At 35.2% G+C, this 24,399-nt stretch carries 25 protein-coding genes, 1 tRNA gene, 1 other RNA gene and 2 pseudogenes; 16 read left to right on the top strand and 13 right to left on the bottom strand.

What is annotated here, in order from left to right; translation table 11 throughout:
* Positions 1–15 precede the first annotated feature (15 nt).
* Positions 16–195, bottom strand: a complete 180-nt coding sequence (locus OPR28_RS06190) for a hypothetical protein (RefSeq protein ID WP_022626337.1) — start codon at positions 193–195, stop codon at positions 16–18.
* Between the two features lie 15 nt (positions 196–210).
* On the bottom strand, positions 211–342 hold the full coding sequence (locus OPR28_RS07045; protein ID WP_259348783.1) for a hypothetical protein: 132 nt from the start codon (positions 340–342) through the stop codon (positions 211–213).
* Positions 343–366: 24 nt separating this feature from the next.
* On the opposite strand from OPR28_RS07045, the gene ybeY reads away from it, so the two are divergent.
* On the top strand, positions 367–819 hold the full coding sequence (gene ybeY, locus OPR28_RS06180) for an rRNA maturation RNase YbeY (protein ID WP_253303271.1): 453 nt from the start codon (positions 367–369) through the stop codon (positions 817–819).
* Positions 820–905: 86 nt separating this feature from the next.
* Positions 906–1,694 (top strand): succinate dehydrogenase iron-sulfur subunit, encoded by a 789-nt coding sequence (locus tag OPR28_RS06175; RefSeq protein WP_264378091.1) that lies wholly within the window; start codon positions 906–908, stop codon positions 1,692–1,694.
* 3 nt (positions 1,695–1,697) lie between these two features.
* Here the strand turns inward: OPR28_RS06175 and OPR28_RS06170 are convergent, their stop codons facing one another.
* The 4 genes from OPR28_RS06170 to OPR28_RS06155 are packed head-to-tail and all read right to left on the bottom strand — an operon-like array spanning position 1,698 to position 5,131.
* Positions 1,698–2,834 carry a hypothetical protein gene (locus tag OPR28_RS06170; protein ID WP_265023702.1) on the bottom strand — a complete coding sequence of 379 codons (1,137 nt, stop codon included), beginning with the start codon at positions 2,832–2,834 and terminating at the stop codon, positions 1,698–1,700.
* A gap of 42 nt (positions 2,835–2,876) precedes the next feature.
* Positions 2,877–3,656 carry a GNAT family N-acetyltransferase gene (locus OPR28_RS06165; protein ID WP_006280097.1) on the bottom strand — a complete coding sequence of 260 codons (780 nt, stop codon included), beginning with the start codon at positions 3,654–3,656 and terminating at the stop codon, positions 2,877–2,879.
* On the bottom strand, positions 3,646–4,128 hold the full coding sequence (locus OPR28_RS06160) for a phosphatidylglycerophosphatase A family protein (RefSeq protein ID WP_006279290.1): 483 nt from the start codon (positions 4,126–4,128) through the stop codon (positions 3,646–3,648). Before OPR28_RS06160 ends, OPR28_RS06165 begins: the two co-directional genes overlap by 11 nt.
* Before the next feature lie 19 nt (positions 4,129–4,147).
* Entirely contained in the window at positions 4,148–5,131 is a 984-nt protein-coding gene (locus tag OPR28_RS06155) for an NAD(P)H-dependent glycerol-3-phosphate dehydrogenase (protein ID WP_006280098.1), read from the bottom strand.
* 325 nt (positions 5,132–5,456) lie between these two features.
* Between OPR28_RS06155 and OPR28_RS06150 the strand changes: the two genes are divergently transcribed.
* On the top strand, positions 5,457–6,227 hold the full coding sequence (locus OPR28_RS06150) for a response regulator transcription factor (RefSeq protein ID WP_096616586.1): 771 nt from the start codon (positions 5,457–5,459) through the stop codon (positions 6,225–6,227).
* 51 nt (positions 6,228–6,278) lie between these two features.
* Here the strand turns inward: OPR28_RS06150 and rnpB are convergent.
* Together rnpB and OPR28_RS06140 are read right to left on the bottom strand one after the other, a co-directional pair.
* An RNA gene (rnpB, locus tag OPR28_RS06145) (RNase P RNA component class A) lies at positions 6,279–6,628 on the bottom strand.
* Between the two features lie 157 nt (positions 6,629–6,785).
* Positions 6,786–8,888 (bottom strand): hypothetical protein, encoded by a 2,103-nt coding sequence (locus OPR28_RS06140; RefSeq protein ID WP_044471262.1) that lies wholly within the window; start codon positions 8,886–8,888, stop codon positions 6,786–6,788.
* 224 nt (positions 8,889–9,112) lie between these two features.
* Here OPR28_RS06140 and nuoE point away from each other — a divergent pair, with 224 nt between their 5' ends.
* From nuoE to OPR28_RS06125, 3 genes are all read left to right on the top strand, one after another.
* Positions 9,113–9,613: an NADH-quinone oxidoreductase subunit NuoE gene (gene nuoE / locus OPR28_RS06135; RefSeq protein WP_182320564.1), complete on the top strand. Its 501-nt coding sequence runs from the start codon at positions 9,113–9,115 to the stop codon at positions 9,611–9,613.
* A complete protein-coding gene (tgt, locus tag OPR28_RS06130; RefSeq protein WP_010082445.1) occupies positions 9,614–10,828 on the top strand; it encodes a tRNA guanosine(34) transglycosylase Tgt in 1,215 nt (404 codons plus the stop codon).
* Positions 10,829–11,019: 191 nt separating this feature from the next.
* Complete coding sequence (locus tag OPR28_RS06125; RefSeq protein WP_010082444.1) at positions 11,020–11,337, top strand: WD_0736 family protein; 318 nt, start codon at positions 11,020–11,022, stop codon at positions 11,335–11,337.
* Between the two features lie 6 nt (positions 11,338–11,343).
* Here the strand turns inward: OPR28_RS06125 and OPR28_RS06120 are convergent, their stop codons facing one another.
* From OPR28_RS06120 to OPR28_RS06110, 3 genes are all read right to left on the bottom strand, one after another.
* A complete protein-coding gene (locus OPR28_RS06120; RefSeq protein WP_010962800.1) occupies positions 11,344–12,615 on the bottom strand; it encodes a M16 family metallopeptidase in 1,272 nt (423 codons plus the stop codon).
* Positions 12,612–13,232, bottom strand: a complete 621-nt coding sequence (locus tag OPR28_RS06115) for a superoxide dismutase (protein ID WP_010082437.1) — start codon at positions 13,230–13,232, stop codon at positions 12,612–12,614. The genes OPR28_RS06120 and OPR28_RS06115 overlap by 4 nt, the downstream gene beginning before the upstream one ends.
* 660 nt (positions 13,233–13,892) lie before the next feature.
* The gene (locus tag OPR28_RS06110) at positions 13,893–14,021 is read right to left on the bottom strand and encodes a hypothetical protein (protein WP_265023701.1); all 129 of its coding nucleotides are present in this window, start codon (positions 14,019–14,021) and stop codon (positions 13,893–13,895) included.
* 227 nt (positions 14,022–14,248) lie between these two features.
* Between OPR28_RS06110 and OPR28_RS06105 the strand changes: the two genes are divergently transcribed.
* From OPR28_RS06105 to OPR28_RS06065, 9 genes are all read left to right on the top strand, one after another.
* Positions 14,249–15,655: a cytochrome ubiquinol oxidase subunit I gene (locus OPR28_RS06105; RefSeq protein ID WP_265023772.1), complete on the top strand. Its 1,407-nt coding sequence runs from the start codon at positions 14,249–14,251 to the stop codon at positions 15,653–15,655.
* Positions 15,648–16,670 carry a cytochrome d ubiquinol oxidase subunit II gene (cydB, locus tag OPR28_RS06100; protein ID WP_265023771.1) on the top strand — a complete coding sequence of 341 codons (1,023 nt, stop codon included), beginning with the start codon at positions 15,648–15,650 and terminating at the stop codon, positions 16,668–16,670. The genes OPR28_RS06105 and cydB overlap by 8 nt, the downstream gene beginning before the upstream one ends.
* Before the next feature lie 166 nt (positions 16,671–16,836).
* Complete coding sequence (gene era, locus OPR28_RS06095; protein ID WP_010082484.1) at positions 16,837–17,721, top strand: GTPase Era; 885 nt, start codon at positions 16,837–16,839, stop codon at positions 17,719–17,721.
* The gene (locus OPR28_RS06090; RefSeq protein WP_012673253.1) at positions 17,714–18,535 is read left to right on the top strand and encodes a 3'-5' exonuclease; all 822 of its coding nucleotides are present in this window, start codon (positions 17,714–17,716) and stop codon (positions 18,533–18,535) included. The genes era and OPR28_RS06090 overlap by 8 nt, the downstream gene beginning before the upstream one ends.
* A gap of 207 nt (positions 18,536–18,742) precedes the next feature.
* The gene (locus OPR28_RS06085) at positions 18,743–20,755 is read left to right on the top strand and encodes a WD0745 family porin (protein WP_265023700.1); all 2,013 of its coding nucleotides are present in this window, start codon (positions 18,743–18,745) and stop codon (positions 20,753–20,755) included.
* 111 nt (positions 20,756–20,866) lie between these two features.
* Complete coding sequence (locus OPR28_RS06080) at positions 20,867–21,085, top strand: ParD-like family protein (RefSeq protein WP_264702559.1); 219 nt, start codon at positions 20,867–20,869, stop codon at positions 21,083–21,085.
* Positions 21,086–21,220: 135 nt separating this feature from the next.
* Positions 21,221–21,364 carry a hypothetical protein gene (locus OPR28_RS06075; protein ID WP_265023699.1) on the top strand — a complete coding sequence of 48 codons (144 nt, stop codon included), beginning with the start codon at positions 21,221–21,223 and terminating at the stop codon, positions 21,362–21,364.
* A 122-nt stretch (positions 21,365–21,486) separates the two neighbouring features.
* Positions 21,487–22,293 (top strand): DUF2163 domain-containing protein, encoded by an 807-nt coding sequence (locus OPR28_RS06070; RefSeq protein ID WP_265023698.1) that lies wholly within the window; start codon positions 21,487–21,489, stop codon positions 22,291–22,293.
* Between the two features lie 31 nt (positions 22,294–22,324).
* Positions 22,325–22,411: transfer RNA gene (locus OPR28_RS06065), tRNA-Ser, on the top strand.
* 106 nt (positions 22,412–22,517) lie between these two features.
* Here OPR28_RS06065 and OPR28_RS06060 read toward each other — a convergent pair.
* Positions 22,518–22,888, bottom strand: a pseudogene (locus OPR28_RS06060) (transposase); the annotation flags it as partial.
* A gap of 78 nt (positions 22,889–22,966) precedes the next feature.
* Here OPR28_RS06060 and OPR28_RS06055 point away from each other — a divergent pair.
* Positions 22,967–23,826, top strand: a protein-coding gene (locus OPR28_RS06055; protein ID WP_264705388.1) for an IS630 family transposase whose coding sequence is annotated in 2 segments (ribosomal slippage) — positions 22,967–23,291 and positions 23,291–23,826 — 861 coding nt in all. Because the reading frame shifts where the segments join, the coding sequence is not laid out codon by codon here.
* Between the two features lie 29 nt (positions 23,827–23,855).
* Here the strand turns inward: OPR28_RS06055 and OPR28_RS07170 are convergent.
* Positions 23,856–24,396, bottom strand: a pseudogene (locus OPR28_RS07170) (transposase); the annotation flags it as partial.
* Positions 24,397–24,399: the final 3 nt, after the last annotated feature.

Genomic DNA, 24,399 nt, shown 5'->3' with positions numbered 1-24,399 from the left:
CTAAATGATGTCATCTCAGCACACAACGCACAGCTGTATGAATATTTGTCTCGAAGGCAGTGCATTAAACGTTATAGCCGATTTTGCATCAAACACAAAGGTGTCATTCCAGTGCTTGACACTGGAATCCAGCCTTAATGCAACCACATTAAAGCCGTTGTGTTTTAATATAAGATTAGCTACTTTTATATTCACTAACTTGATGTCTAATCAAAATTCCTGGATTCCAGTGTCTAGGCACTGGGATGACATCCTTCTAGTGTACAATATTCGTACAGTTGTGTACATGACACAAGGGTCTATAACTCTTCTTTTTTGGATTCCAGTGTCAGCTATTTGCATGACACCCTTACTGATGTGTCACTCATGTTAGAAGTAAATATTCTTGACAAGAAATGGTGCAGCATTATAGAAAATCCTAAAAATTTTGTATTAGGCGTCATCAATGCTTCTCTAAAAGAATTAAAAATAGACCACTATAAACCAAATATATCAATAGCTCTGGCTGATGATGACTTGCTACATCAACTTAATTTAAAATTTAGAGAAATGGATAAGCCAACTAACGTACTATCATTTCCGTATGAACAATTGTCTAATGAGTGCGATTTAGGAGACATAGCAATTTCAATAGACACAATAAAAAGAGAATCGCATGAGTATTGTATACCCATTCTTGCTCACATTGCACACATGTTAGTGCATGGATTACTGCATTTACTTGGTTATGATCACCAAAAAAAAGATGAAGAAATTATAATGAAAAATCTAGAAAGAGAGATTTTAGCTTCGCTTGGCTACAATATGTGCACGATTTAAAAGGAATTTAATAAAAATATAGTAGATGATAATAAAATATGTTATCTACAAAGGGTTTTAGCTATAAACAATAAAAGGTAAGTGATATGGTTCAGTTTTCTTTGCCAAAGAATTCTAAAATTAATCAAAAGGGCAAAATTTATCCTATTCCTGCTAGAGCAAAAAACATCAGAAGATTTCAAATTTACCGTTGGTCTGCTGATGACGAGAAAAACCCTAGAATAGACACATTTTTTATTGATATGGATAATTGTGGCCCTATGGTACTTGATGCATTAATAAAAATAAAGGATGAAATAGATTCGACTTTAACTTTCAGACGTTCTTGTAGAGAAGGCATATGTGGATCTTGTGCCATGAATATTGACGGAACCAATACTCTTGCATGTACTAGATCTATACATGATATAAAAGGTGACGTAAAAATATATCCATTACCTCACATGTATGTAATAAAGGACCTAGTCTCGGATTTGAGCCAATTTTATGAGCAATACAAATCAATTAAACCTTGGTTACAAGCAGATAAGCCTGCCCTACCAAATAAAGAATACTCTCAATCTTCTGAAGATAGAAAAAAATTAGATGGCTTGTCCGACTGTATATTATGTGCTTGCTGTTCGACTGGTTGCCCAAGCTACTGGTGGAATAGTGATAAATTTTTAGGACCAGCAATACTATTACAAGCTTACAGATGGATTGCTGACAGCCGTGATAATAAGACAGGTGAAAGACTTGATGTTTTAAACGACCCATTCAAGTTGTATCGTTGTCATACAATAATGAATTGCACAAAAACTTGTCCTAAAGGACTTAATCCAGCAAGAGCAATAGCGAAAGTAAAACAGCTCATGGTAGAGAGAGAAGGAGTTTAAGTATTATCTTTTGCATTCTTCGTAAGAGAACAGCAAACCTTCCGAAGCGTAGGGTATTGTTAATACCCTGAACGCTTTTCCATTCGTGAAATGCATCGTATCATCATACGATTCAAATAATTTTTTGAACAACTCATGTCTTTGATTACTAATAGTTTGAAAATCCTCTTTTTCTAAAAGCTTTTTAGATTCGCAGAGGTAAAGCATAACTTCATGATAAGTTGGGTAAGATGCCAAAAATTTTGGGTCAAATTGAAAGGTTTTTATAAAAGCATTATTATAAAATTTTAGCTTTTGATTCTTACTATATATTACTATAGCAACCGGTAACCTCTCAAGCAAATTTTTCTGTGTAGCTAAATAACTGTTTAATTCAGTATATAATTTCTCTGCATCACTAACATCTTTCCCATACATTACTATGCTACCAGAACCTTGTATTGGAATTTTAACAAAATCGAAAACCTTAGGTTCGTTCTTATAAGTTATGACATGTCTTCCTGGTTTTGTGCTATGAGCGCTACCGGTAATAGCAAATTTCTTAGAACCATCTACATATTTATCATAAAACAAGTTATAAAATTCCACCTTTCTACTCTTGTTATATCTTAGTATTGGAAATGGTAAAGAGTTGAAAACGTTTTTATAGCTCTCCACTTCCTGTGTAAGCTTACTATTTTCTAACTCAAGTCCGTTAGCCTTTATCTTACAGTCTGAGACATTCCTTATCCATAACAGCACACCTATCACATTGTTAGAATCATCTATTATGCTTCTACCGTAACATATGCAATAAACCTCACTGTCTTTTGACTTTAAATCTAGAGTAAAAGATTTATTTATTTCCTTTGCCTCAACAAAATTTTTGATTAAGCTTTCTGATTGCTCAAAAAAATTCACAAACTCATTAAATGAGTAAAAAACAGTATTAAGCAAAATTAGTAAATTGGGAGAGAACTTTTCTATACGTTTTTTTGCATCCCAAATATAAAACCCATCATTCACAGTATCAATTAAATTATTTATGATAACATTTTGATGCTGTAAGTTCCTAATCTTATTACTAATTTTTAATTTAGAATAAGAGAGAAAGAATAATATTAGAATCAATATTAAAACCACTTCATACAAAAAAAACATAGCACTTTTAAAACAAATGTAAAAATTTGTAGCCGCTCAGAATTATGCTGAAGAGGTATATAAGTAAAGATTGCCTAACATTTGAAAGCCCAATCTCTTATAAAGGTTCACAGAAGATTTCATACAATGTGCTACTATATATTTGCATTCAAGCTGTTTAGCTATCTTTATTCTTTCTAAAACCATTTGGGTACCTATTCCACGATTCCTGTAAATTGGTAAAACTCCATCACTATAAAAACCAGCTACGCTGTCTTGAACATAAAGACCGCATGTCCCAATAATTTCATTATTTAGTGTTACAAGAAAAAATCTTAATCTTGAGTTCTTATCATCATAATTTGATAATCCGCGAAAAAATGTGCTGACAATTCCAACGCCATGATAAAAAATTTTAGAAGTGTGTAGATCTAACTGTTCTAAGAGGTTGCTACCATTCACAGCATTTAACCTCAAGTTTGGAATAACATCAGCAGGTAAAAAGTAATTTTTCATATTAAGTAAAGCTTTTTTTGGTGTGCTAACGTGTTTTATTTCACACTTTTCTAAAATATCTCTTATTTTCATATGTGAATTTATTACCCATGTTGCTTCTATATCTCTTGTTCTGAGATAATCTAGAGTTTTTTGTATAGAAAGCTCGGTACATTGATCTCCACAGAACACAAAATTAAATAATGACTCCCTGGTACCATTTATTGTAAATATGATGTTATCAAATTCATCGTGTACTTCCCACTCAGATAAATTCGCTGTGTACAGTATATAATCCTTTAGATTTTGAACAATTAAGCTTGAATAATAAATTTTTTTATCCTGCATACACCAACAATAAACAATAAAAGGCTCCTATAAGAACACAGGCTAAAATTGCAGCTATAACGTCATCTAGCATAATACCTAAAGGACCTTTGGTATTTTTATCGATTAAATTTATAGGCCACGTTTTTATTATATCAAAAAACCTAAAAGAAAAAAAGCACAACAACAATGAAGAACAATTCATCTCTTGGCTTAACAATATCGAAACTAAAAGTATCGTCAGCAATTGACCAACCACTTCGTCAATTACTACCTCTTTTGGATCACATGAAGTCTTGTAATGTTTTATATAATTACCTGTAGACCATAATCCAATTAAGAATAAAAAAGAAATAATTGCTGCACCTAAAATTTTGTTGCTCAGGATTACAGGAACAAGCGGAAAAGAAGCCAAACTACCCACAGTACCTGGCATTTTTTTTACTGTTCCAGACAGCCACCACGTTGATATTAATTTATATAAAAATTTCACAATATATCCAAATACAAAATTAACTTATAAGAACAGAAATAGTATCCTCTATAGAGGCGCTTTCATACAATAATCTATAGACCGCTTCACATATAGGCATTTTTATCTTTAGCTTTCCTGCTAAATTAAATATGGACTCAGCAGTGCTAAAACCTTCAATCACTGACTTGCCTTCTGACAAAATCTGCTGAACATTAAAGCCATTGTCACTATTACCTATTTTAAACCCAAAAGATAAGTTTCTTGAATTCAAGGATGTGCATGTCATAATTAGGTCACCCAGACATGCTGGCCCAAGTAGTGTATTTATATCCACACTACCGTCACCAATTTTTGCTGAGTATAAAGCCTTAATTTCGCTCATACTTTTCGTAATCAATGCTGCATGAGCATTAAACCCAAGTTTACTACCTAAAACAATCCCACACGCTATAGCAAAAACGTTCTTTAACGCTGCACAAATCTGTACTCCTATAATGTCGTTACTAAACTCCAATTTAACATTTTCTTGTTGCAGCTCTGATACTAGCTTTGAACCTAATGTGTTATTTTGGCATGCAAGAACCATTGAATAGGGTAATTTTCTTGCAACTTCTACAGCAAAGCTAGGACCTGAAAAAATAGCAATAGGATTGTTAGGTAAAATTTCATTTACTATTTCACTAGGTAATTTTAATGTAGACTTTTCTATTCCCTTACAAGCTAAAATTATTGCTACATCTTTTTTCAGATTACAATTATGCAATTGCTGACATACCTTCCTCAGAGACTGAGTGGGAACAGCGAGGATTGTTACTGAAGCATTAATTGTGTCTTCAATAGCCAATTTTACTGACACATTATCAGAAATTCGACAACCGGGTAGCTTGTCACTTTCTCTTTTCCCGTTGATTGATTCAAATGTAGTTTCATTGCGAGTCCACAAAATCACATCTTTCTTACTACCTAATGAAATTGCGATTGCTGTACCCCATGCACCAGCACCTAAAATTGATATTGCCACACAATATTCCTGAAAATATTACTTATACTTTAAAATAGTAGGATAAGTAAATTAAAAATATAACACAGACATATAGAATAGTTAAATATTTATTAACCGAAGTATTCTTTTAATAATAGTAACTTTAATTCAATATTTACTAAAAATATTATTACTATCATGGTATGTCTATTATATTTTAGATCTATTTATATAACTTTGGAACAATATATTTACTATTAATTAATAAGTGTAATTTTGATCATTTGTTAATAAAAATTTGATTTATTACTTTCCTTAGTTATATATATTACTAAAATTATAAATTATTTATGGGGTGTAAAATATGCGTATATTATTAATTGAAGATGATCAAGTAAGTGCAAAGACTGTGGTTAACGCCTTAACTTCTGATGGACATTTCTGTGACGTTGTTACTTCTGCACAAGATTATAACAATAATATGGTTTCCTCAAACGGAGATTACTATGACCTAGTTATTTTAGATATACACTTGCCTGGTGATATTGACGGATATGATATATTGCTAAGACTAAGAAGTGCAAAAATCAAAGTTCCTGTCTTAATACTTTCATGTATATCCGCTGTCAATCACAAAGCTAAAGGACTCGGGTATGGTGCCGATGATTACTTAACCAAACCATTTCATAAAAGTGAGTTATTAGCTCGAATTAAGGCCATAGTGCGTCGTACTAAAGGCCATCCTGAATCGGTGATAAAGATTGGTAATATAAATATCAATTTTGATCACAGGATTGTTGAGGTGAAAGGTAAAACGGTTCACCTTACTAATAAAGAGTATTCTATGATAGAATTGCTAGCACTGCGTAAAGGAACAGTATTAACAAAAGAAATGTTCTTAAATCATCTTTACAATGGCTTAGATGAACCTTCAGATAACAAGATAGTTGATGTTTTTATGTGCAAATTACGTAAGAAACTTGAAAGTGCAAATGATGGAAAAAGCCACATAGAAACCGTTTGGGGCAGAGGGTATGTTCTGAAAGAGTATATTGATGATGAAGAATATTCTAATGTTAATGTAGGCGAAAGTAGTGATGGCTATCAAGCAGAACAAGTGAAGGACAACGCATGAAATGCCTATACATTTAAATATAGCATGGCTTATATCGCACGTATCATGTGAACGCCTAGGTGAAATATAAGCCGAGTTCTGTTTATGTAGCTATTTATCTGGAGTAAATGTTACCATTTACCGCATGCGATTTACCCGAGTAGATATGAGGAAAACATAAAATCTACTTCTATTTAATCTTGCTCCTAGTGTTGGTTACTCGACTACCAATGTTGCCATTGCCATGGTGTGCTCTTACCACACCTTTTCACCCTTACCTAAGAATATTTTAGGCGGTAATTCTCTGTAGCCCTATAACTGGAGTTACCTCCGGCGGGCATTACCCGTCACTATTTTTCCTTGGAGCCCGGACTTTCCTCTGCTATGTTTATCACACAACAGCAGCTACTTATTTCACCTAGGAATTATACTTTAACATGAAAATCACAAAAGCAAAAGACAATTTCCTAACAGTCTACATATTAAAAACATTTAGACAAATAGCTAAAGGTGATATTCCGGCACATCATCACTATCCCAAGATAAGCTTTTTTCACTTTTAGACTCCGCTTCAGTTAGTCAAGAGCCTGGTCCACCGCTTGAAGACGATGAGCTACTTCTTGATCGACTACTACTTTCTACTGATATACTATTTAGCACTGTTTCAGATTGATATATAGTTCGCATTCTGTTACCAGTGGTAAAAATTTCTTCATCGCTACTTGAAGATGATCGCCTTCTATAACCCAAATCAGTTAGTTCTAATACAGGAGCAGCATTACGACCCTTAACATATCTATATGCTATGAATCCTATAATTCCAACAATACCTATTGCTCCAACCAAAGATCCCCCTATCATTCCTGCCTTATTAGACCCTATAGCAAGTTGAGTAGGTTGTGGTGAAGAAGTAGACTGAGGAAGTAAAGTCGTGGTGAATATAGGAGTTGTTGACTCTTTTGTTCTAGTACTTGGTATACTAAATACTGTTTGTGTAGTTTTCTCTGAGCTTGTTGTTGGCGCAGTTGGTTCCACTGTTACTGTGCTTGTTTGAGTCGTTGACTCTGTTGAAGGTTTATTCGTTGTAGAAGTAGGTGCAACGGCTTCTGTTGTTGGCTTCACTGTTACTGTACTTGTTTGAGTCGTTGACTCTGTTGAAGGTTTACTCATCGTAGAAGTCGACGCACCAGTCGCTGCTGTAGGTTTTACAGTACTTGTCTCAGTCCCTGAAGTTACTATCGGCACACTAGTTGACGTTGTAGCAACCGTGGTCGCTTGTGAAGTAGTAGTTGTTTTTGCTACTGTCGTTGACTCCGTTGAAGGTTTACTTATTGTAGAAGTAGGTGCAACGGCTTCCGTTGTCAATTTAGTAGTCTTCACAGCGTCGGTTTCTGCTGTGCTAGTAATTGCAGCAGTCGGCGTTTTCTTAGAAGTCACAACCGTTTCTGCAACAGTTATAGGAGCCACGGTACTACTAGAAATAATATCTGGCGTTAATCGACCGTTAATGATATTAACAAAATCACTGAGAGTTTTGATGCTATTTGCCGGTATTATTGTTGCTTCAGAAGATTTTCCAGAGCCGTTTTGATTAAAAGTTACAATATTTTCTCCACTTACCGCAGTTACGATAAAACCACCCTGACCGTTGCCTTTAATATATAATTGCTCTATAGGATCTGTAAATTGATAGATAGGAAAATCTGACACTGATCCATTTTTAAGTAGAGTTGCTATATGTAACCTCTGCTCATTAGCTGATTGGTCATTTTCAAGAAAAGCAACTAGATCATTTCCTTCCGTTTGTTCAACATACTGCAAAAAGCTTATTTCATGTTCTCTAGAAAGAGATAGTGCTTTATTATCTATTTGACCTTTTCGATTACCAAGTAAAAAGCCATTAACTCCATCCTTCAGACCCTGAATCACTTTAGCCATATCAAATTTAAAAATACGTGTTTTTCTCACCTCTTGATTTTCCTTAGTAATCCTTTTGCTCACTTGCGAATAAAGCATCGTGTTTCCATTTAATGCCAATTGCCCCTGATTATCAAAATTGAACAATTTTCTTTCTGTAACACCTTTTTCTCCAGTCAATACCTTAAATTTTCCGCTCTCGCTTGACTTTAAGTACCAAGAAACTAAAGTTTGATCCTTTAAGTTATGGGCGATTACAATTACGTCACCATTACCAACTTTCACTGCTCTTGGTTGAAAGTAACTATTGCCCACATTTGCAAGACTATTATTATCAATATTCTTTTGTAATTTTCTTTTATCTAAATGTTCAACTGAAGGAGTATTAACTGATTGTTTAATTCCGTAAGTGTTAAAAGATAAGCCTTTAACGCATTTTTCTCCTTCTTCGCTAATTCCTTCTTCAGGAAAGATAACTCCAACTTTATCTATTTCAGCTGAATCTTCTATTAATGTGAGAGATAATTGATCTTTGAATTCATTTGCTACGCTGATATTTGTACCACATTCGTATGTTTTTGATTGATATAATGGACTAATAAGTAATTTTACTTTACTGCTCCCATTACCATTATCTTGATAGCTGAGTCCGTAAGCAACTCCATTCCCCTCAATTAATTCTACGTTTGTTGGATTAAAACCTATCGCTTCTTTAATTTCCGGTGTATTTGAGTTGATCCCGAGCAATCTTCTTAATATAGACATAATTTTATTTAAAATATTAATAAAATGCTATTATGATTACTCCTGTGTGTTAATGTCAATGAAAATTTTAACTAAAATTAAAAAATTAATATAATATTTTATACTAAAAGGTAAATATAAGCTTGAAGAGAGCTAAGAAGCTTTATGCTATTTCTCAAAAAACCAACAATTGCAATCATTGGTTCTACAGGTATAATCTGTTAAAGTTTACACGAGTCTCATGAATGATAGAAAAAGAAGAGCAGTTTAGTTTTACATCAGAAAACCTCAAGAAAGCGGGAAAGTTTATAGAGAAGTATCCCAAAGGTAGAGAAGGTAGTGCTGTTATGCCTTTACTATATCTGGTTCAAGAGCAATGCGGATGGGTTTCTGAATCTGCTATGCGTTATGTTGCTGATATGCTGCATATTCCACATATTCGTGTATATGAAGTGGCAAATTTTTACACCATGTATAATTTAAAACCAGTAGGCAAATATCTAATACAAATTTGTAGAACAACTCCTTGCTGGTTGTGCAATAGTGAAGAAGTTTTAAATACCTTTAAAAAAAAACTTGGAATCAATATCGGTGAGACTACTAAAGATAATTTGTTCACTTTAAAAGAAGTTGAATGCCTAGGTGCATGCGTTAATGCTCCCGTTGTGCAGATCAATAATGACTTCTATGAAAATCTTACTCCTGAGAAAGTAGAAAACATCATAACAGAACTTTCAGGCAAATAGATGAAAGAAGAATTTTCATTCAAGAGAATCAAGCAATCAGGTTCTGCAAGAGTTGGAACAATTAAAACTCCAAATGGAAGCGTAGAAACCCCCGCTTTTATATTCTGCGCAACAAAAGCTGCAATTAAAGCTGCAGATATTGAAAGAATAAGTGAAGCTGGTACCCAAATCATACTTTCCAACACCTATCACCTAATGCTTCAACCAGGAGAGAATACTGTTGCAAAACTTGGTGGTTTGCGCAAGATGATAGGATGGAATGGGCCAATGCTAACTGACTCAGGTGGATATCAGATATTTAGCTTAGGCCACGGATCAGTTTCGGAAGAGATAAAAGGAATAAGAAAAAAACAAAAAACTTTGATCAAAATTAATGAGGATGGGGCAATTTTCCGTTCTTACATTAATGGTAAAATTTATTGCTTAACTCCTGAAAAATCTGTACAAATTCAACAGAAATTAGGTGCAGATTTAATCCTAGTTTTAGATGAATGCACTCCATTTCACGTAAGCAAAGAATACACAGCAAAATCAATGCTCATGAGCCACAGATGGGCTGAACGTTCTTTAAATGAATTTGAAAAAAACAATAATGGCAAGCAGGCACTGTATGGAATTAGTCAAGGCGGAGTGTATCAAGATTTACGTAGAGAAAGTTGTGATTTTATCAACGATTTGCCATTTTTTGGTCAAGCAATAGGTGGATCACTTGGTCAAAGTAAAGAGCAGATGCATGATGTAGTTTCTTTCACTATGGACCACCTGAAAAAAGACAGGCCTACTCATTTGCTTGGTATTGGTGGAATTGTGGACATCTTTCGCGGAGTAGAGCTTGGAATTGACACGTTTGATTGCGTGCATCCAACCCGCTTAGCAAGGCATGGTGGCGCACTTGTTAAAGTAAAAAACAGAAATTCTATTTCTTCAAAGTGCAAAGAGCATATTAATTTGCGGAATCAACGATTTGAGCTGGACAACAACCCAATTGAAAGTGACTGTTTATGTTTTACCTGCAGAAAACATTCAAGAGCTTATATACACCATTTACTGAAAGCTAAAGAGCTCCTGGCTTACACGCTCGTTACCATTCATAATATTTTCTTTATGAATAAGTTAATGGCATCAATAAGGCAGGCTATATTAGATGATAGGCTAGATCGGGAGAAAAATAATTGGATTAGTGAGACACCACTACACTGTGAATTATACACCTAGTTCATATTTTTCTACGCTTATTTTATATTCCCTAAAACAGAAAAAGCCTTCCTCTTCCTACTCTTTCTTCCTTGGCTAATCCATAGTTAGCGTTTTTTGCACATGTGCGTTGCATTTTTTAATCTTCTTTAAAAACTTGACAATACATGACAACACTGGTATGTTAAAAATATAGTTTTTGTGAGGTATTTATGGTTAACAATAAAGAAAAACATCAAATAGCGTTTTGCGTTTCAGCCGTTACATTCTTAGCTGGGTTATCATTAATCGCAACTGCAATTGCAGTGGGTACCGTACCTGCTATAGCTGCTTGTCTAGTGATAGGAGGAATTTTGACTGTCTTGTCTGGTGTGCAAGCAGTAGAAAGCTATTTATTTTTACGAAACAGCGAGAAAACTTTGAATAAACTGATAAGTAATATACGCGATGAACCAGAAAGCAAACTTTTTATAGAAAGGATTTTGCAACCGTTCATTGAACTTTTTAGTGAGCTTAAGCAACATAATTAAAGTACACTAAGCTTTAAGCATAGAAACCACTTTATCGTAACTTGGCAATGATTCAATTTCTCCAATTGCAGCTAGAGTGGTTTTTTCATGCTGAGATAACAATTCTTCTGCTGCTTTTTTTACGTTAGCAGTGGTAACTGCACTAATTTTTTCTATTAATTCATTTTTACTGATGTACCTATTATAGTTACCGTAGTAGTGTCCCAATGTTTCAGCACGTGAGCTAACACTTTCGCGTGACATTAAAATTTGGGATTTTACTCGCTCTTTCACTCTATTTACTTCTTCTTCCTTCAGATCATCTGTAGACAACTTCTTCAACTCTGTCGTTATAGATTTTAAAAGCTTATCTAAGTTACTACTGTCTGTACCAGCAAAAATGGAAAACATTCCTGTATTAGTATAGCTGGAATTAAATGAATAAACAGAGTAAGCTAATCCCTGCTTTTCCCTTACTTCCTGGAATAAACGTGATGACATTCCGCTCCCTAATATAGAATCAAGCACTTGAAACGTGTGATATTTATCGTCATGGCGAGAAACACTAGGTAGACCAATTAGCAAGTGTACCTGATCTAATTTACGATGTTCTAAATACTCACCACCAGTACAGCTCGCATTTTGGCTTTTTTTCAGCTTTTTAGAATGAATCTTTGAGAGAAAATCTTTGGTTAATGCAACAACTTCTTCATGTTCAACATTTCCTGCAACGGCAAATAGCATATTCTCACCAAAGTAATGCTCATTTATGTAATTATCTAGATCTCCTCGAGTAAAAGATTTTACAGTATTTTGCGTGCCTAAGATTGACCTACCAAATGGTTGGTCTTTATAAGCTGCCTCAAAATATTTGTCGAAAATAATGTCACTTGGTGAATCATTAGTTTGAAAAATCTCTTGTATTACAACACCCTTCTCACGTTCCAATTCATCTTCTGGAAACGTGGAATTCATCAATATATCTATTAATATATCAATACCAGTTTTTATGTCTTTCTTGAGGACTTTTGCATAATAGGTGGTGCTTTCCCTACCGGTGCTAGCGTTGAAAACTCCACCTATGTCATCAAAAGCTTTTGCAATTTCAAAGGCAGTTCTTGTCTTCGTCCCTTTGAAAGCCATGTGTTCTAAAAAATGGGATATTCCATTTTGCTTTGCACTTTCTGCTCTACTGCCAACACCAACTCGTATGCTTAAAGCTACGGAATCAATATCACGCACCTGCTCAGTTATTATGCGCAGACCATTATCTAATTTTGTTACCCGGGGTATATTCATCTCATATATTCTTCTAAGTTCTCTTCTGCAAAATCCCAATTAATCAAATGATCAAGGAAAACTTTTATGTAGTCAATTCTACGGTTTTGACAATCTAAATAATAGGCGTGCTCCCACACATCCATAGTGAGTAGTGGCACTTGGCCATAAATTATTGGCAAATCTGCATTTGGAGTTTTGGTGATTTTGAGCTTTCCTAACCTACCTTTTTCGAGCACTAACCATACCCATCCACTGCCAAATTGGCTTACTCCATGACTCGAAAATTCTTCATAAAATTTATCAAAGCCACCGATATCGTCTTGAATTTTTTTTGCTAGAAGACTACCATCTTTAGGCTTACCACCACCATTTTTTTTCATTGAATTCCAATAAAAAGTGTGATTCCAAACTTGTGCTGCGTTATTAAATATAGGCAAGTTGCCGCTATTACCATGCACTTTTGTTATTAATTCCTCAATTTTTACATGTTGATAATCCGTATTTTCAACTAGCTCATTGAGTTTATTTAAATATCCTTTATGGTGCTTATCATAATGAAAATCCAAAGTTTTTGCAGATATGTAAGGCTCCAAAGCTGTTTTATCATATGGTAATTCAGGTAAAGTAAAACTCATGCCAACCTCTTTATTTTTGACCTACTTGGATGGTAGGGCAATATATGCTTTTGTGCAACATATAATTAATAGCTAAAACATTTAGGTATCTATTTCATTATTCTAAATTATACTACAATAACGATTATTATATAAGCCATAGAAATGGATTAAATGCAAAAGTTACTTGACACCCTTCGCCAACCCCCTTATCATGAAACTGAAGCTATTTATTTATCTTCTCTGTACAGATTAAATGACAAAAAAACTCACGTATCTGGCGTCTCATGTTTAATTTTTTGCACTATGTGCACCTTATGTCTTATAAAATTTCTACCTACATAAGCTGAAACGCGCTTATAAAGCGTTTAAAACATAAAAAAACGCCAACTTAAAAAATGGATAGTGAATAACTAGCTACCCTAGGGTTTCTTTTGCCTTTTTTTCTGTTTAGTAAATTTCTTAACGTTTATAATTTAGATTAGTTGCGGTTTAAAAGTAGCTGAATCGCGGTTATTAAACGTTTAGAATAAAAAAACGCCATACTTGAAAGTATAATGTAAGTAATTAGCCAACCACGGGGCTTCTTTTGCCTTTTTCTCCGCTTAGTAAATTTCTTAATGTTTATACGGAAGGTGTCATTCCAGCGCGTGACGCTGGAATCCCCAAAAAAGGATGATGTCATCCGAGTAGCTGACACTGGGATCCAGTTTTCCATATAATCTCATCGAAAACGTTGTAACCACTTTCTATGCTAGTTTGCTTGTGAGCAACCTGGATCCCAGTGTCTGAACACTGGGATGACATCATAGGGGCGCTGGCCTGACAATCGTCATTCCGCTACGTGTTAGCGGGATCTAGAGATACCGTGACGGTATGACAAGGGAGAACAGTTGTATTCCTGCACAATTTATTCTCATGACAAAAACGTCTTAACTTTCTCTCTACTTTTTCTGGGTAAGGTCAATTTTGTGAAAAAATGGATTGAATTATAGGCAGATTTGGCTATTATTTGTAATACATGGGTATTGGATAAAATGTTTGAATTTAGTTCTGTGCTGCTAGCTCGAATTCAGTTTGCCTTCACAATAGGCTTTCACATTATATTTCCTGCTTTCACGATCGGGCTTGCAAGTTTTCTAGCCTTTTTGGAATGGTGTTGGCTTAAGACTGGTGATACACGTTTCCGTGATGTTTATAAATTCTGGATCAAGATTTTTGCCGTTGCTTTTGGCATGGGAGTGGTATCTGGAGTTGTAATGTCATATCAACTTGGTACCAATTGGTCAATTTTTTCTGACCGCACAGCCAATGTTCTCGGCCCTCTATTTTCCTTTGAGGTTTTAACAGCCTTTTTTCTGGAGGCATCTTTTTTGAGTATTATGCTATTTGGATGGAATAGAGTAAGTTCTCGTATGCACTTTGCTTCTACTTGTATTGTTGCAGTGGGAACGCTTATTTCAGCTTTTTGGATTATTGCAGCCAACAGTTGGATGCAAACACCCGCTGGATTCACGATTGGTGAGAATGGTCTACTATATCCAACCAATTGGTTAGAGATTATTTTTAATCCTTCTTTCCCTTATCGCTTTATTCATATGGTAACAGCAGCCTATCTTACAACAGCTTTTGTGGTTGGTGGTGTAGAAGCATTTTATCTTTGGAGAAAACGACATGCTCCTCAAGCAAGAATTATGCTTGGTATGGCAACCATTATGGTAGCTTTAGCTGCACCATTTCAGCTGTTCATGGGGGATAGGCATGGATTAAATACACTAAAGCATCAACCTGCTAAGATTGCTGCAATGGAAGGTATATGGGAAACCGAAAAAGGGGCTGGCTTACTTTTATTTGCTTATCCGGATCAGCAAAATGAAATTAATCACTACGAGATAAAAATTCCTAATCTTGCCAGCTTGATCTTAACACATGATTTTTTAGGAGAAGTAAAAGGATTAAAGGAATGGAAAAAAGAAGATAGACCACCTGTAGTATGGGTATTCTGGTCCTTCCGTATAATGGTTGGAGTTGGAATTTTAATGATCATAATTGGGTTAGTAAGTGTTATACAGTATCTTCGTGGCAAATTATTCCAAAGTTGTTTCTTACATGGATGGTGGATATCAATGATGCCGTCTGGGTTCATAGCGTTACTTGCAGGTTGGTTCACTACTGAAATTGGTCGTCAACCTTACACTGTATATGGAATTATGCGCACAATTGAATCATTTTCACCTGCGATTACCGGTCCTCAGGTTGCATGGTCTTTGATTGCATTTATCGTTATGTATACCCTTATATTTGGAGCAGGCAGTTACTATATCCTGAAACTTATATACAAAGGAATTCCTGTCATTAAAGAAGAAGAGCAATTTTATAAACACGGTATTGGAGCTTCAGTGATTGATGCTGGTACATCTGGAAAGGGCAACAATCATGTTTGATTTTTCTTCCTTAATTAATTTACCCCTAATCTGGGGACTACTAATTGCCATAGCTGTTTTACTGTATATTTTAATGGATGGGTTTGATTTAGGTATTGGTATTTTACTTCCTTTTGCACCGTCAGATAAATGCCGTGATCACATGATAAGTTCAATTGCACCATTTTGGGATGGAAACGAAACATGGTTGGTACTAGGTGGTGGAGGGTTGTTTGCTGCTTTTCCTCTTGCATATTCAATATTAATGCCTGCTTTTTATATTCCAATCATTATTATGCTGCTTGGCCTTATAGTGCGCGGAGTATCCTTTGAGTTTCGTTTTAAGGCAGAAGGAAAATACAGGCGATTATGGGATTATGCCTTTCATTTTGGGTCACTTGGTGCTGCATTTTGCCAAGGCATGATTTTAGGTGCATTTATACATGGTGTAGAAGTAAACGGACGCAACTTTTCTGGTGGCCAATTTGATTGGGCAAGTGCTTTTAGTGTAATGACAGGCGTTGCTGTGATATTTGGATATGCACTTTTAGGTTCTACATGGCTCATAATGAAGACAGAAAATATAACACAAGAATGGGCACGCAAGGTTGCTTCTTATACGCTTGGTTTTGTAGGTATTTTCATGGGACTAGTGAGTGTAGTGACACCATTTTTAAATGAACGTATTAAAAACTTTTGGTTTAGCATGCCAAATTTTTATTATTTATTTTCTATTCCATTACTCACATCTTGGCTATTTTTCATGCTGTGGTTTGATCTTCAGAATACTAAACGGGAGTACCGTCCATTCTTTCTCAGTATTGCTATTTTTTTTATGGGATATTTAGGTTTAGGAATTAGTATCTACCCATGGATTATACCTTTTCAATATACCATTCTGGATGCAGCTGCTTCTGGGCCAAGTTTATCTTTAATGCTCATTGTTATAATACCGCTTTTACCAATCATTTTAACTTACACTGGTTATTGCTATTATGTCTTTCGTGGAAAATCAAATTATGAACACACATATTAAGGAGTTAGTGACCTTATGGTTAAAACGTTACCCTTAAATCAAGCAGTCGTTCTGGCAATGGCGTCAACTTAAGAGCCTTCATTAGCAAATCCTCCTATGGATTTTCTGACTTCTTGTCATATAAGTAGCTTGACGCTGACATTCAGTTTTCTTTATAATTTTCTTTGTGAAAGAACAAAAATGCTTATTTGTAACGATAGCTGGCTTACCAAATGCTGGGAAGTCTACATTAATTAACAGCATCATAGGCAAGAAAATTGCAATTGTCACCCCTAAAGTGCAAACAACAAGGACGCAAATAAGGGGTGTTGCAACATGCAACAACACACAAATTGTCTTTACTGACTCCCCAGGAATTTTCTCAGCAGAAACAAAACTTGAAAAAGCTTTAGTCAAATCTGCATGGTCGGCAGTTAAGGATAGTGACATCACTTTGTTGCTTGTTGATGTAAGCAATTATTTGAAAAATATAGAAAGAATTAAGACTATATTTATGCGGCTGCAGCGCACAAAAGGCAGATGCATTTTGGTTATCAATAAAACTGATTTGGTAAAAAGGCCTGAATTAAAGATGGCGCATGAGCATCTGAATTTGCTTTATAAATTTGAAAAGGTTTTTATGATATCAGCATTAAAGAATGATGGACTTTCTGATTTGATGAATTACTTGTCTGAAGTTGCATCGGTGAGCCCCTGGTTTTATGAAGAAGATCAAATAACCGATTCCTCGACAAATTTTTTATCAGCAGAAATTACGAGAGAAAAATTATTCTTGAACTTGCGTGAAGAATTGCCATACTCTACAGCTGTTATAACTGAACAATTTGAGGAAAAAAAAGATAAGAGTTTAGTCATCAAACAGATCATATTTGTGTTGAAAGATAGTCATAAAAAAATAGTGCTAGGAAAAGATGGCAGTAATATTAAAAAAATTAATATCGAAGCGCGTGCTGAACTAGAAAAATTATTTGAGTGCAAGGTACACCTCTTTTTATTTGTGAAAGTGCGACCTTGGATCGACCGTCCGGAGGAGTATATAGGCAATGCTTAATTCTTTATTGGTATTTGATATTGAAACTATACCAGATGTAAATTCCTGCAAAAATTTACTCAATATTAGTGATGATAGTAGTGTAGAAGAGAAGAGGGATGCATTAACAAAATATCATCTTGAAATAACAAACGGGCAAAACTCTTTTCTGCGTCAGCCTTTTCACCTTGTTGTAGTTATTAGTTTTTTACTTTGCAATATAAGCTACCAGAGTGGTTATGAGGTGTTCACACTGCAAGAAATAAGATCTGGAGGCACACTAAATTCCAGTGAAAAGGAGCTAGTGAAAGGATTTTTTAACTACATATCAGAGAAAAAGCCAAGATTAGTTTCGTTCAACGGACGCACTTTTGATATACCAGTGCTGAAGTATCGTGCTATGGTCCATGGCATTCAAGCGGAATATTTTCATAAAGCTGGCGATAAGTGGAATAGTTACAATCAGAGATATAGCAGTGATTGGCATTGTGATTTGCTCGAATCCCTCTCTGATTTTGGAGCTTCTGCGAGAGTAAAAATGAACGAAGTTTGTGCAGCATTTAATCTTCCTGGTAAGATTGGAGTTGATGGGTCACAAGTTATGGGCTTATACGATAGCGGCAAGATACAAGAGATTCGAGATTATTGTGAAACAGATGTAATTAACACTTATTTGATTTACTTAAGGTTCATGCATCATCAGGGAAGGATTACTACTGAAAGCTACAACAAAAGTGTGGAAGAGCTACTTTTAGAGTGCGAAAAAAAAGAATACCTAAAGAAATTTAAAGAAGAATGGCAAATAACTTGTGGTGGAAAAATTTTACTTCCATAGAATAAATAGTCGAGTTATAATGCACTAACAAGCGAACCTCTGTACTAAATTTTGGTTAATATACACGTTGAGCATATTAAGAAAGTTGCTTTTAAGGTATTGCATTTTACTTTTATTTTCGTTATAAGGTTGCTTTAAGTTGAATTTTCAACATTTTTATACTATTTACATTTAAGATATGATTTCGAAATTTTTTGGGGGCACTTCATGAAAAAGTCTATATATACTAGAACTGCTCTAGTTTCTTTATTAACTTTATGTTCTTTCAGCAGTTTTGCAGCTGACTTTCCTGATGAGAGTATGAAGGAAATAAAAAAGCAAGAGAGCACAAAAACTTCTGGAAAAACAGAAGTTATGAAAACATCAAATAAAAAACTGAAAGAAAAGATGGACAGAATATGTAATGCTGATCCAAGAAAAAAAGCTGAAGAGCTTAAGAAAAAGGAGGAGATGAGATTAGCAGCCGAGCAGAAGAAAAAAGAGGAGATCAGGCTAGCAAATGAGAAAAAAGCAAAGCTTATAGAGGATTCAAAAGTGAAAGCTCTAAACGCTAAGAATTCTAATATAGAAAAAGGTAAAGTTTCAAAAACTAAGCGTTCTAAAACTAAGAATGCTAAAGTTGAAGCTAAAGATGTAAAGAAGGATATAAAAGTTGTTAACAAAAATACAGAGGAAAAAGGTAAGGCAAGTCCTGTTGTTTCAGTTGGTGGAGTTGATATTATCGATACCAATCAAGGGCAAAGTAATTTAAGAATAACTTTTGGTGGTGTTGTTGATGCTCAAGGTTATGGCAAAGCTGGACCAAGTGGTAAAGAGTATGAACGTTATAACGTTATGCCAAACAGATCTACAGAGTATTATAATTCCACTCCAGATATAACAAGAGGAGCAAATCCAATATTCTATGAAGGAATAGGAAATATTGGTGATTACAGCAACGATATGGGTATGATTGCTGATGCAATATTGCACCTCAGAGCAGAAAATAAGAATGAAGATTTAGGTCTTCTTTATGGTGCTGACGTGCAGTTTCATGTCCCAGTGACCGAAGGTAAGGGAGCTTCACAGGGTGTTTATGCTGCAAAAGGCAGAAGTGCGCATGTGTTTGTTAACTCAAAATATGGTGACGTGAAGCTTGGTTACCAATTTGGTCCTGAGGCTCTGATGAGGCTTGATGCAACAAGAATTGCGACTGTTGACGGAGCTGCAGATAGTGACTGGTTCAGAAAAGTGAACTTAGAAGGAAGCGCTGCTAGCTTTCCATTTTATGTAACACCACGTCTTTACACTGAAAGTTTTTCGAGTGAAAGTGAAAAATTCTCTTTCCGCATGGCAGGGAAATATAACAAAGGCGTTATGACTACACTGCCATTTAGAGTTGCCTACTACTCACCAAATTATATGGGCGCAAGATTTGGTATCAGCTACTCACCTCGCTATGATAGTAGCTTGTTTACTGTAAAAGAAACAGTTCCTTTTGAGGAGGATAAAAATGGTACTAAGGTGATAAAGCATAAAGAAGAGATAAAGCATGTTGGTCCAGACTATGAGCACATAGTAAGTGCTGGTGCATCATATGAATATGACTTTGATAAACATAACATAAAAGTTAAAACTTCTGCAGTTGGTGAATATGGCTTTCCAAAGCAACCAAGTAAAGATAAGCATCTTTATAAGGAATTTGTGGAATATAATGACCTGATGGGTGTTAATTTGGGTGTAAGCGCTGATTATAAGATTAATGAAGATCAAGGCGTAAAATTTGCTGCCTCTTTTGCATACTTGGGCAAATCTGGTCAACCGAAGGGTATTAAAAAATTAGTTGGTGATATCTATACGGAAATTGATGGTAAAGGTACTACTGATGATGACAAGAGAGTGAAAGGGCTGGAAGCTCAATTTGGTAAAGATAGTATAAACACCATGTATTGGACCGTAGGAGCTGGGTATCAACATGAGAATATCTACACAAGTTTGACGTACTTTGGTAGCAGAATGAATGATGGAGATATGCTTCACGATGGCGCACTTGGCGTTCAATATGATCTATCTCCTGCATGCAGTAAGAGCAAATTTGTTCCTTACGCAGCTCTTCATTATTTTATGACTAACGAGAAACAAAACGCAAATCATAAGATTACAAAAGCAGGTAGTACCACAGAAGAGGCACCTTCTAACCAAGGAATTCTCCTTCTTACTGGTGTGAAGTTTTCTTTCTAGCCAGCCAGTACACACCACAGTTAACTGTGGTGTGTATTTCCAGATGAAAATTTTATATTGAAAAAATTTCCAATATATGGTATAATAGCTTAAAGTAGAAGTAACAATATCATGGATATAACAGTAAATCTTGATGGAGAATTTGAGGAAATAGTACAGTCCCATTCCATGTTACAAAATCGTTCCGTACCACAACAAATCGAGCATTGGGCTAAAATTGGTCAAGTTGTTGAAGATAACCCTGAGCTAAGCTATAACATCATTAAAGAAATCCTTTCAGGCATCGAGGATGCAAAATCAGGTGATGTTGAGAAGTATAAGCCTTTGTAGCCATATTCCATAAGTGCTCCTTTTCTATCGTCTCAGTGCCAATTTTTGTCATTCCAGTATTTCTCTCCTTGTTATCCCAGCACCCCTCTCCTGTCATTCCAGTGCTTGACACTGGAATCCAGCTTTTGATCGAAAATGTTGTATAATGCACAATCAATTTTCCTGGATCCAAGTAGTCAAGGCACTGCCTTTGTCTTTGAGGCAAAACCGGCTATAACACTTAACATACTGCCTTTACAAACAAATGTTTGTAAAGCTGTATGTCAAGCACTGGAATAACACCCTATGGTCACCGGAATGACGCTTTATGGCTACTTAGATGATGAGAAAAGAACACACTGCCCTTATTCTACTGGCCGTATAGCTACTTTCAAATTTAATCAATTAAGCAGGAGGCCCCTATGCAAACCACACTAAAAAATCATTTAGCTGGAGAATTACTTACCACTGCTACGTGCTGGAAATTAAAGCTCGCAGGTGGAGAAGTAATGGGATTCACTGACTATGATGAAGATTTAAATATTGATAATATACTCTATAAATCTTCAAGTGGATTTACAGCCAGTAGTATAATATTAAACAGCGATTTAAAAACTGATAATCTAGAAATTGAAGGGATATTAAATAGTGGTGATATTAAAGAAGAAGATGTTTTATCAGGAAAGTACGACTTTGCAAATATTGAGATATTTCTTGTGAATTATAAAGACTTGACCCAGGGGACAATGAATCTACATTCAGGAACTTTTGGTAAAGTGACATTAAGTAGTGGAAGATTTATTGTTGAAATTAGAGGGCTCTCAGCAAAGCTTGAGAGAAGCATAGCAGAATTATACTCTCCTGCATGCAGAGCACAATTTTGCGATGATAAATGTAAAGCCGATACTAAAAAATTTAGTAAAATAAGTACAATCACTAAAGTAATAGACGAAAGAAGATTTGAAGACACGAATTTAACTGAGAGTGATGAATATTATAAGCACGGAGTAGTAAAATTCTTTGGCTCAATAGCGTTTGAAGGTGTAGTAAAAGAATATAAAAATAAAGTAGTTACGTTGTTTACTTCGCCTCCATACCAAATTTTTGCTGGAGATAAATATTCAATACTCGCAGGTTGCGATAAAACATTTCCAACTTGCAGAAGCAAGTTTAACAATACTGTGAATTTTCGTGGTGAACCCTATATACCAGGTTTTTATATTGTTTAGCAGTACAATTTTCAATATTATGAATAAGCATGGAAAGGTGGCTGAGTGGTCTAAAGCACACGCTTGGAAAGCGTGCACATATGAAAATATGTCGGGGGTTCGAATCCCCCCTTTTCCGTATGTTACTTCTAGAATAGTATAAAACCCCCGGTCGCGCACACAACTGTACGAACATTGTAATATGGTACAATGTTACAACTATGCGGTGGTAATTTACGATAAATTCATGTAGCCATTTCAAATTTAGCCATACCAATGTCAGTAAATTGATTAAGCAAATAACACTTGAGTAGCAGTTCCTTCCCACGATTAATTTCAGATTTGTTCCGAAAATTAAACCCGAATGTTTGTTTCAGTCGCGAGAAAAAACTTTCTACATAAGATCTTTTTCCGTAGTTTGTTTGCCTTTTCCACCTCTTCATTCCATCTTCGCTGTATGACTTTATTAGTCTAATTGCAGCATTTCTCTCTGCCATACTTTGGATGTTCTGCTGCATTGTTTTTTTGGAGGAATTTTTGTCTTTATGCCGCATTCATCACACAATTTATAGAGTTTATGTCTGTCATATGCTCTGTCTGCATATAGTGCTTTTATGGCATGCTGAAAATTATAGCTCTTTTCATAAAAGTCCGGATGTGATAGGATAAGGGTAGATGATGATAAGGAGGTTGAATGCCAGCAGCATATAGTTATGATTTAAGAAAAAAAGCAATGGAAGCACTAGACGAAGGAGAAAGCAGAGAAACAGTGGCAGCAAGATTTAAGATTGGACGAACTACTTTATGGGAGTGGCAGCAAAGAAGAAAAGAAACAGGAGACTTTCAATCAAAAAAACTTGGAAATGGGGGTTACAATCACAAAATTACCGACTGGGATACCTTTGCCAAATTTGCCAGAGAACACGGAGGAAAGACTCTATCGGAAATGGCTAAACTTTGGAACAACGTTAGTATCCAAACGATCTATCGAGCCCTTAAAAAAATTGGATTTACGCGCAAAAAAAGACATATGGATACAAGGAAAGAAACGAAGAAAAACGTGCTGAATTTTTGAAAATTATAGCGACAAAAGAACCTAAAAACTTAGTGTATATAGATGAGTCTGGCATTGATAACACCGAAGACTACCCCTACGGATATTGCCAGAAAGGACAGCGGTTTTATGCCTTAAAATCTGGAAAGAAAACTCAACGAATCAGTATGGTTGCAGCCTTAAGTGGAAGAAAGATAGTTGTTCCGTTAACCTTTGAAGGCCACTGTAATATGGATGTTTTTAATGGATGGTTTGAGCAATTTTTGACACCGATCTTGGAACCTGGACAGACTGTCATTCTTGACAATGCTACTTTTCATAAGTCTGATAAGATTATCGAGCTTGCTAAAGGGGTTGGTGCAGAAATTTTGTATCTGCCGCCTTATTCTCCAGATTTCAACAAAATTGAGCATCATTGGTTTGCTATAAAAAACAGAGCCAGGAAAAACATTCCTCTATTCGAATCCTTTCGTCGTGCTGTTGATTCTGCCTTCCTATGACCTGTTTGGACTATTATGAGAAATGCTATAACTCCTTTAAGCAAATCGCAAGCTCCATAGTGATCAGACCGTTACTGTATTTTGCAGCTATGGCTTTTTTGCTGTTTATATTCAACATTACATGCAATTTTCTTGTCTGTTCATAGCCACGATATTTTCTGTCAGCGCTATTTTCCTTGCTGTGTGTTGTTATAAATGCTGATGCTTGTGCTATCTATGGCAATTTCGATATCTTCCATATTATTTTTATCAATTCTGCAATCATTGATCTTAATATTAAGTTTTTTTTGAAGCTTGCGAATAGCTGATAACTGCCAAATCTCTTCCTATTTGTTGCAAATATCCTTTTATAAACCCGACTGTTTGTCTTAAGCCAATTCTAAAAAGATTAACGATTATATGCACTAAAATCACAACTTTATCACTATAAATATAGTTGCCGCCCTGCATTTTTGGACTATTTTCATACCAATTTTCGATAGCTTTATCGATGTAACGAAAAATATTTCCTCTTTTTTCTAGAAATTTGTTATATTCATGGCAGTTACTAACTCTCATTTTTTGTGGCATATT

The sequence above is a fragment of the Wolbachia endosymbiont (group A) of Epistrophe grossularia genome, assembly GCF_947251435.1.
In the GTDB taxonomy this organism is placed as follows: domain Bacteria; phylum Pseudomonadota; class Alphaproteobacteria; order Rickettsiales; family Anaplasmataceae; genus Wolbachia; species Wolbachia pipientis.
The sequence above is the reverse complement of the archived record's forward strand: the minus strand, read 5'-3'. Positions and strand labels throughout refer to the sequence as shown.

Excerpts from the sequence above, each read along its gene's own strand:
- ybeY (WP_253303271.1), top strand. The coding sequence starts at position 367 with ATGTTAGAAGTAAATATTCTTGACAAGAAATGGTGCAGCATTATAGAA.
- OPR28_RS06125 (WP_010082444.1), top strand. The coding sequence starts at position 11,020 with ATGGTTAACAATAAAGAAAAACATCAAATAGCGTTTTGCGTTTCAGCC.
- OPR28_RS06075 (WP_265023699.1), top strand. The coding sequence starts at position 21,221 with ATGTTGTATAATGCACAATCAATTTTCCTGGATCCAAGTAGTCAAGGC.
- OPR28_RS06175 (WP_264378091.1), top strand. The coding sequence starts at position 906 with ATGGTTCAGTTTTCTTTGCCAAAGAATTCTAAAATTAATCAAAAGGGC.
- tgt (WP_010082445.1), top strand. The coding sequence starts at position 9,614 with ATGAAAGAAGAATTTTCATTCAAGAGAATCAAGCAATCAGGTTCTGCA.
- OPR28_RS06140 (WP_044471262.1), bottom strand. The coding sequence starts at position 8,888 with ATGTCTATATTAAGAAGATTGCTCGGGATCAACTCAAATACACCGGAA.
- OPR28_RS06085 (WP_265023700.1), top strand. The coding sequence starts at position 18,743 with ATGAAAAAGTCTATATATACTAGAACTGCTCTAGTTTCTTTATTAACT.
- OPR28_RS06070 (WP_265023698.1), top strand. The coding sequence starts at position 21,487 with ATGCAAACCACACTAAAAAATCATTTAGCTGGAGAATTACTTACCACT.
- OPR28_RS06080 (WP_264702559.1), top strand. The coding sequence starts at position 20,867 with ATGGATATAACAGTAAATCTTGATGGAGAATTTGAGGAAATAGTACAG.
- OPR28_RS07045 (WP_259348783.1), bottom strand. The coding sequence starts at position 342 with ATGCAAATAGCTGACACTGGAATCCAAAAAAGAAGAGTTATAGACCCT.
- OPR28_RS06150 (WP_096616586.1), top strand. The coding sequence starts at position 5,457 with ATGCGTATATTATTAATTGAAGATGATCAAGTAAGTGCAAAGACTGTG.
- nuoE (WP_182320564.1), top strand. The coding sequence starts at position 9,113 with ATGATAGAAAAAGAAGAGCAGTTTAGTTTTACATCAGAAAACCTCAAG.
- OPR28_RS06105 (WP_265023772.1), top strand. The coding sequence starts at position 14,249 with ATGTTTGAATTTAGTTCTGTGCTGCTAGCTCGAATTCAGTTTGCCTTC.
- OPR28_RS06120 (WP_010962800.1), bottom strand. The coding sequence starts at position 12,615 with ATGAATATACCCCGGGTAACAAAATTAGATAATGGTCTGCGCATAATA.
- OPR28_RS06165 (WP_006280097.1), bottom strand. The coding sequence starts at position 3,656 with ATGCAGGATAAAAAAATTTATTATTCAAGCTTAATTGTTCAAAATCTA.
- OPR28_RS06170 (WP_265023702.1), bottom strand. The coding sequence starts at position 2,834 with ATGTTTTTTTTGTATGAAGTGGTTTTAATATTGATTCTAATATTATTC.
- OPR28_RS06110 (WP_265023701.1), bottom strand. The coding sequence starts at position 14,021 with ATGATGTCATCCCAGTGTTCAGACACTGGGATCCAGGTTGCTCACAAG.
- OPR28_RS06090 (WP_012673253.1), top strand. The coding sequence starts at position 17,714 with ATGCTTAATTCTTTATTGGTATTTGATATTGAAACTATACCAGATGTA.
- OPR28_RS06115 (WP_010082437.1), bottom strand. The coding sequence starts at position 13,232 with ATGAGTTTTACTTTACCTGAATTACCATATGATAAAACAGCTTTGGAG.
- cydB (WP_265023771.1), top strand. The coding sequence starts at position 15,648 with ATGTTTGATTTTTCTTCCTTAATTAATTTACCCCTAATCTGGGGACTA.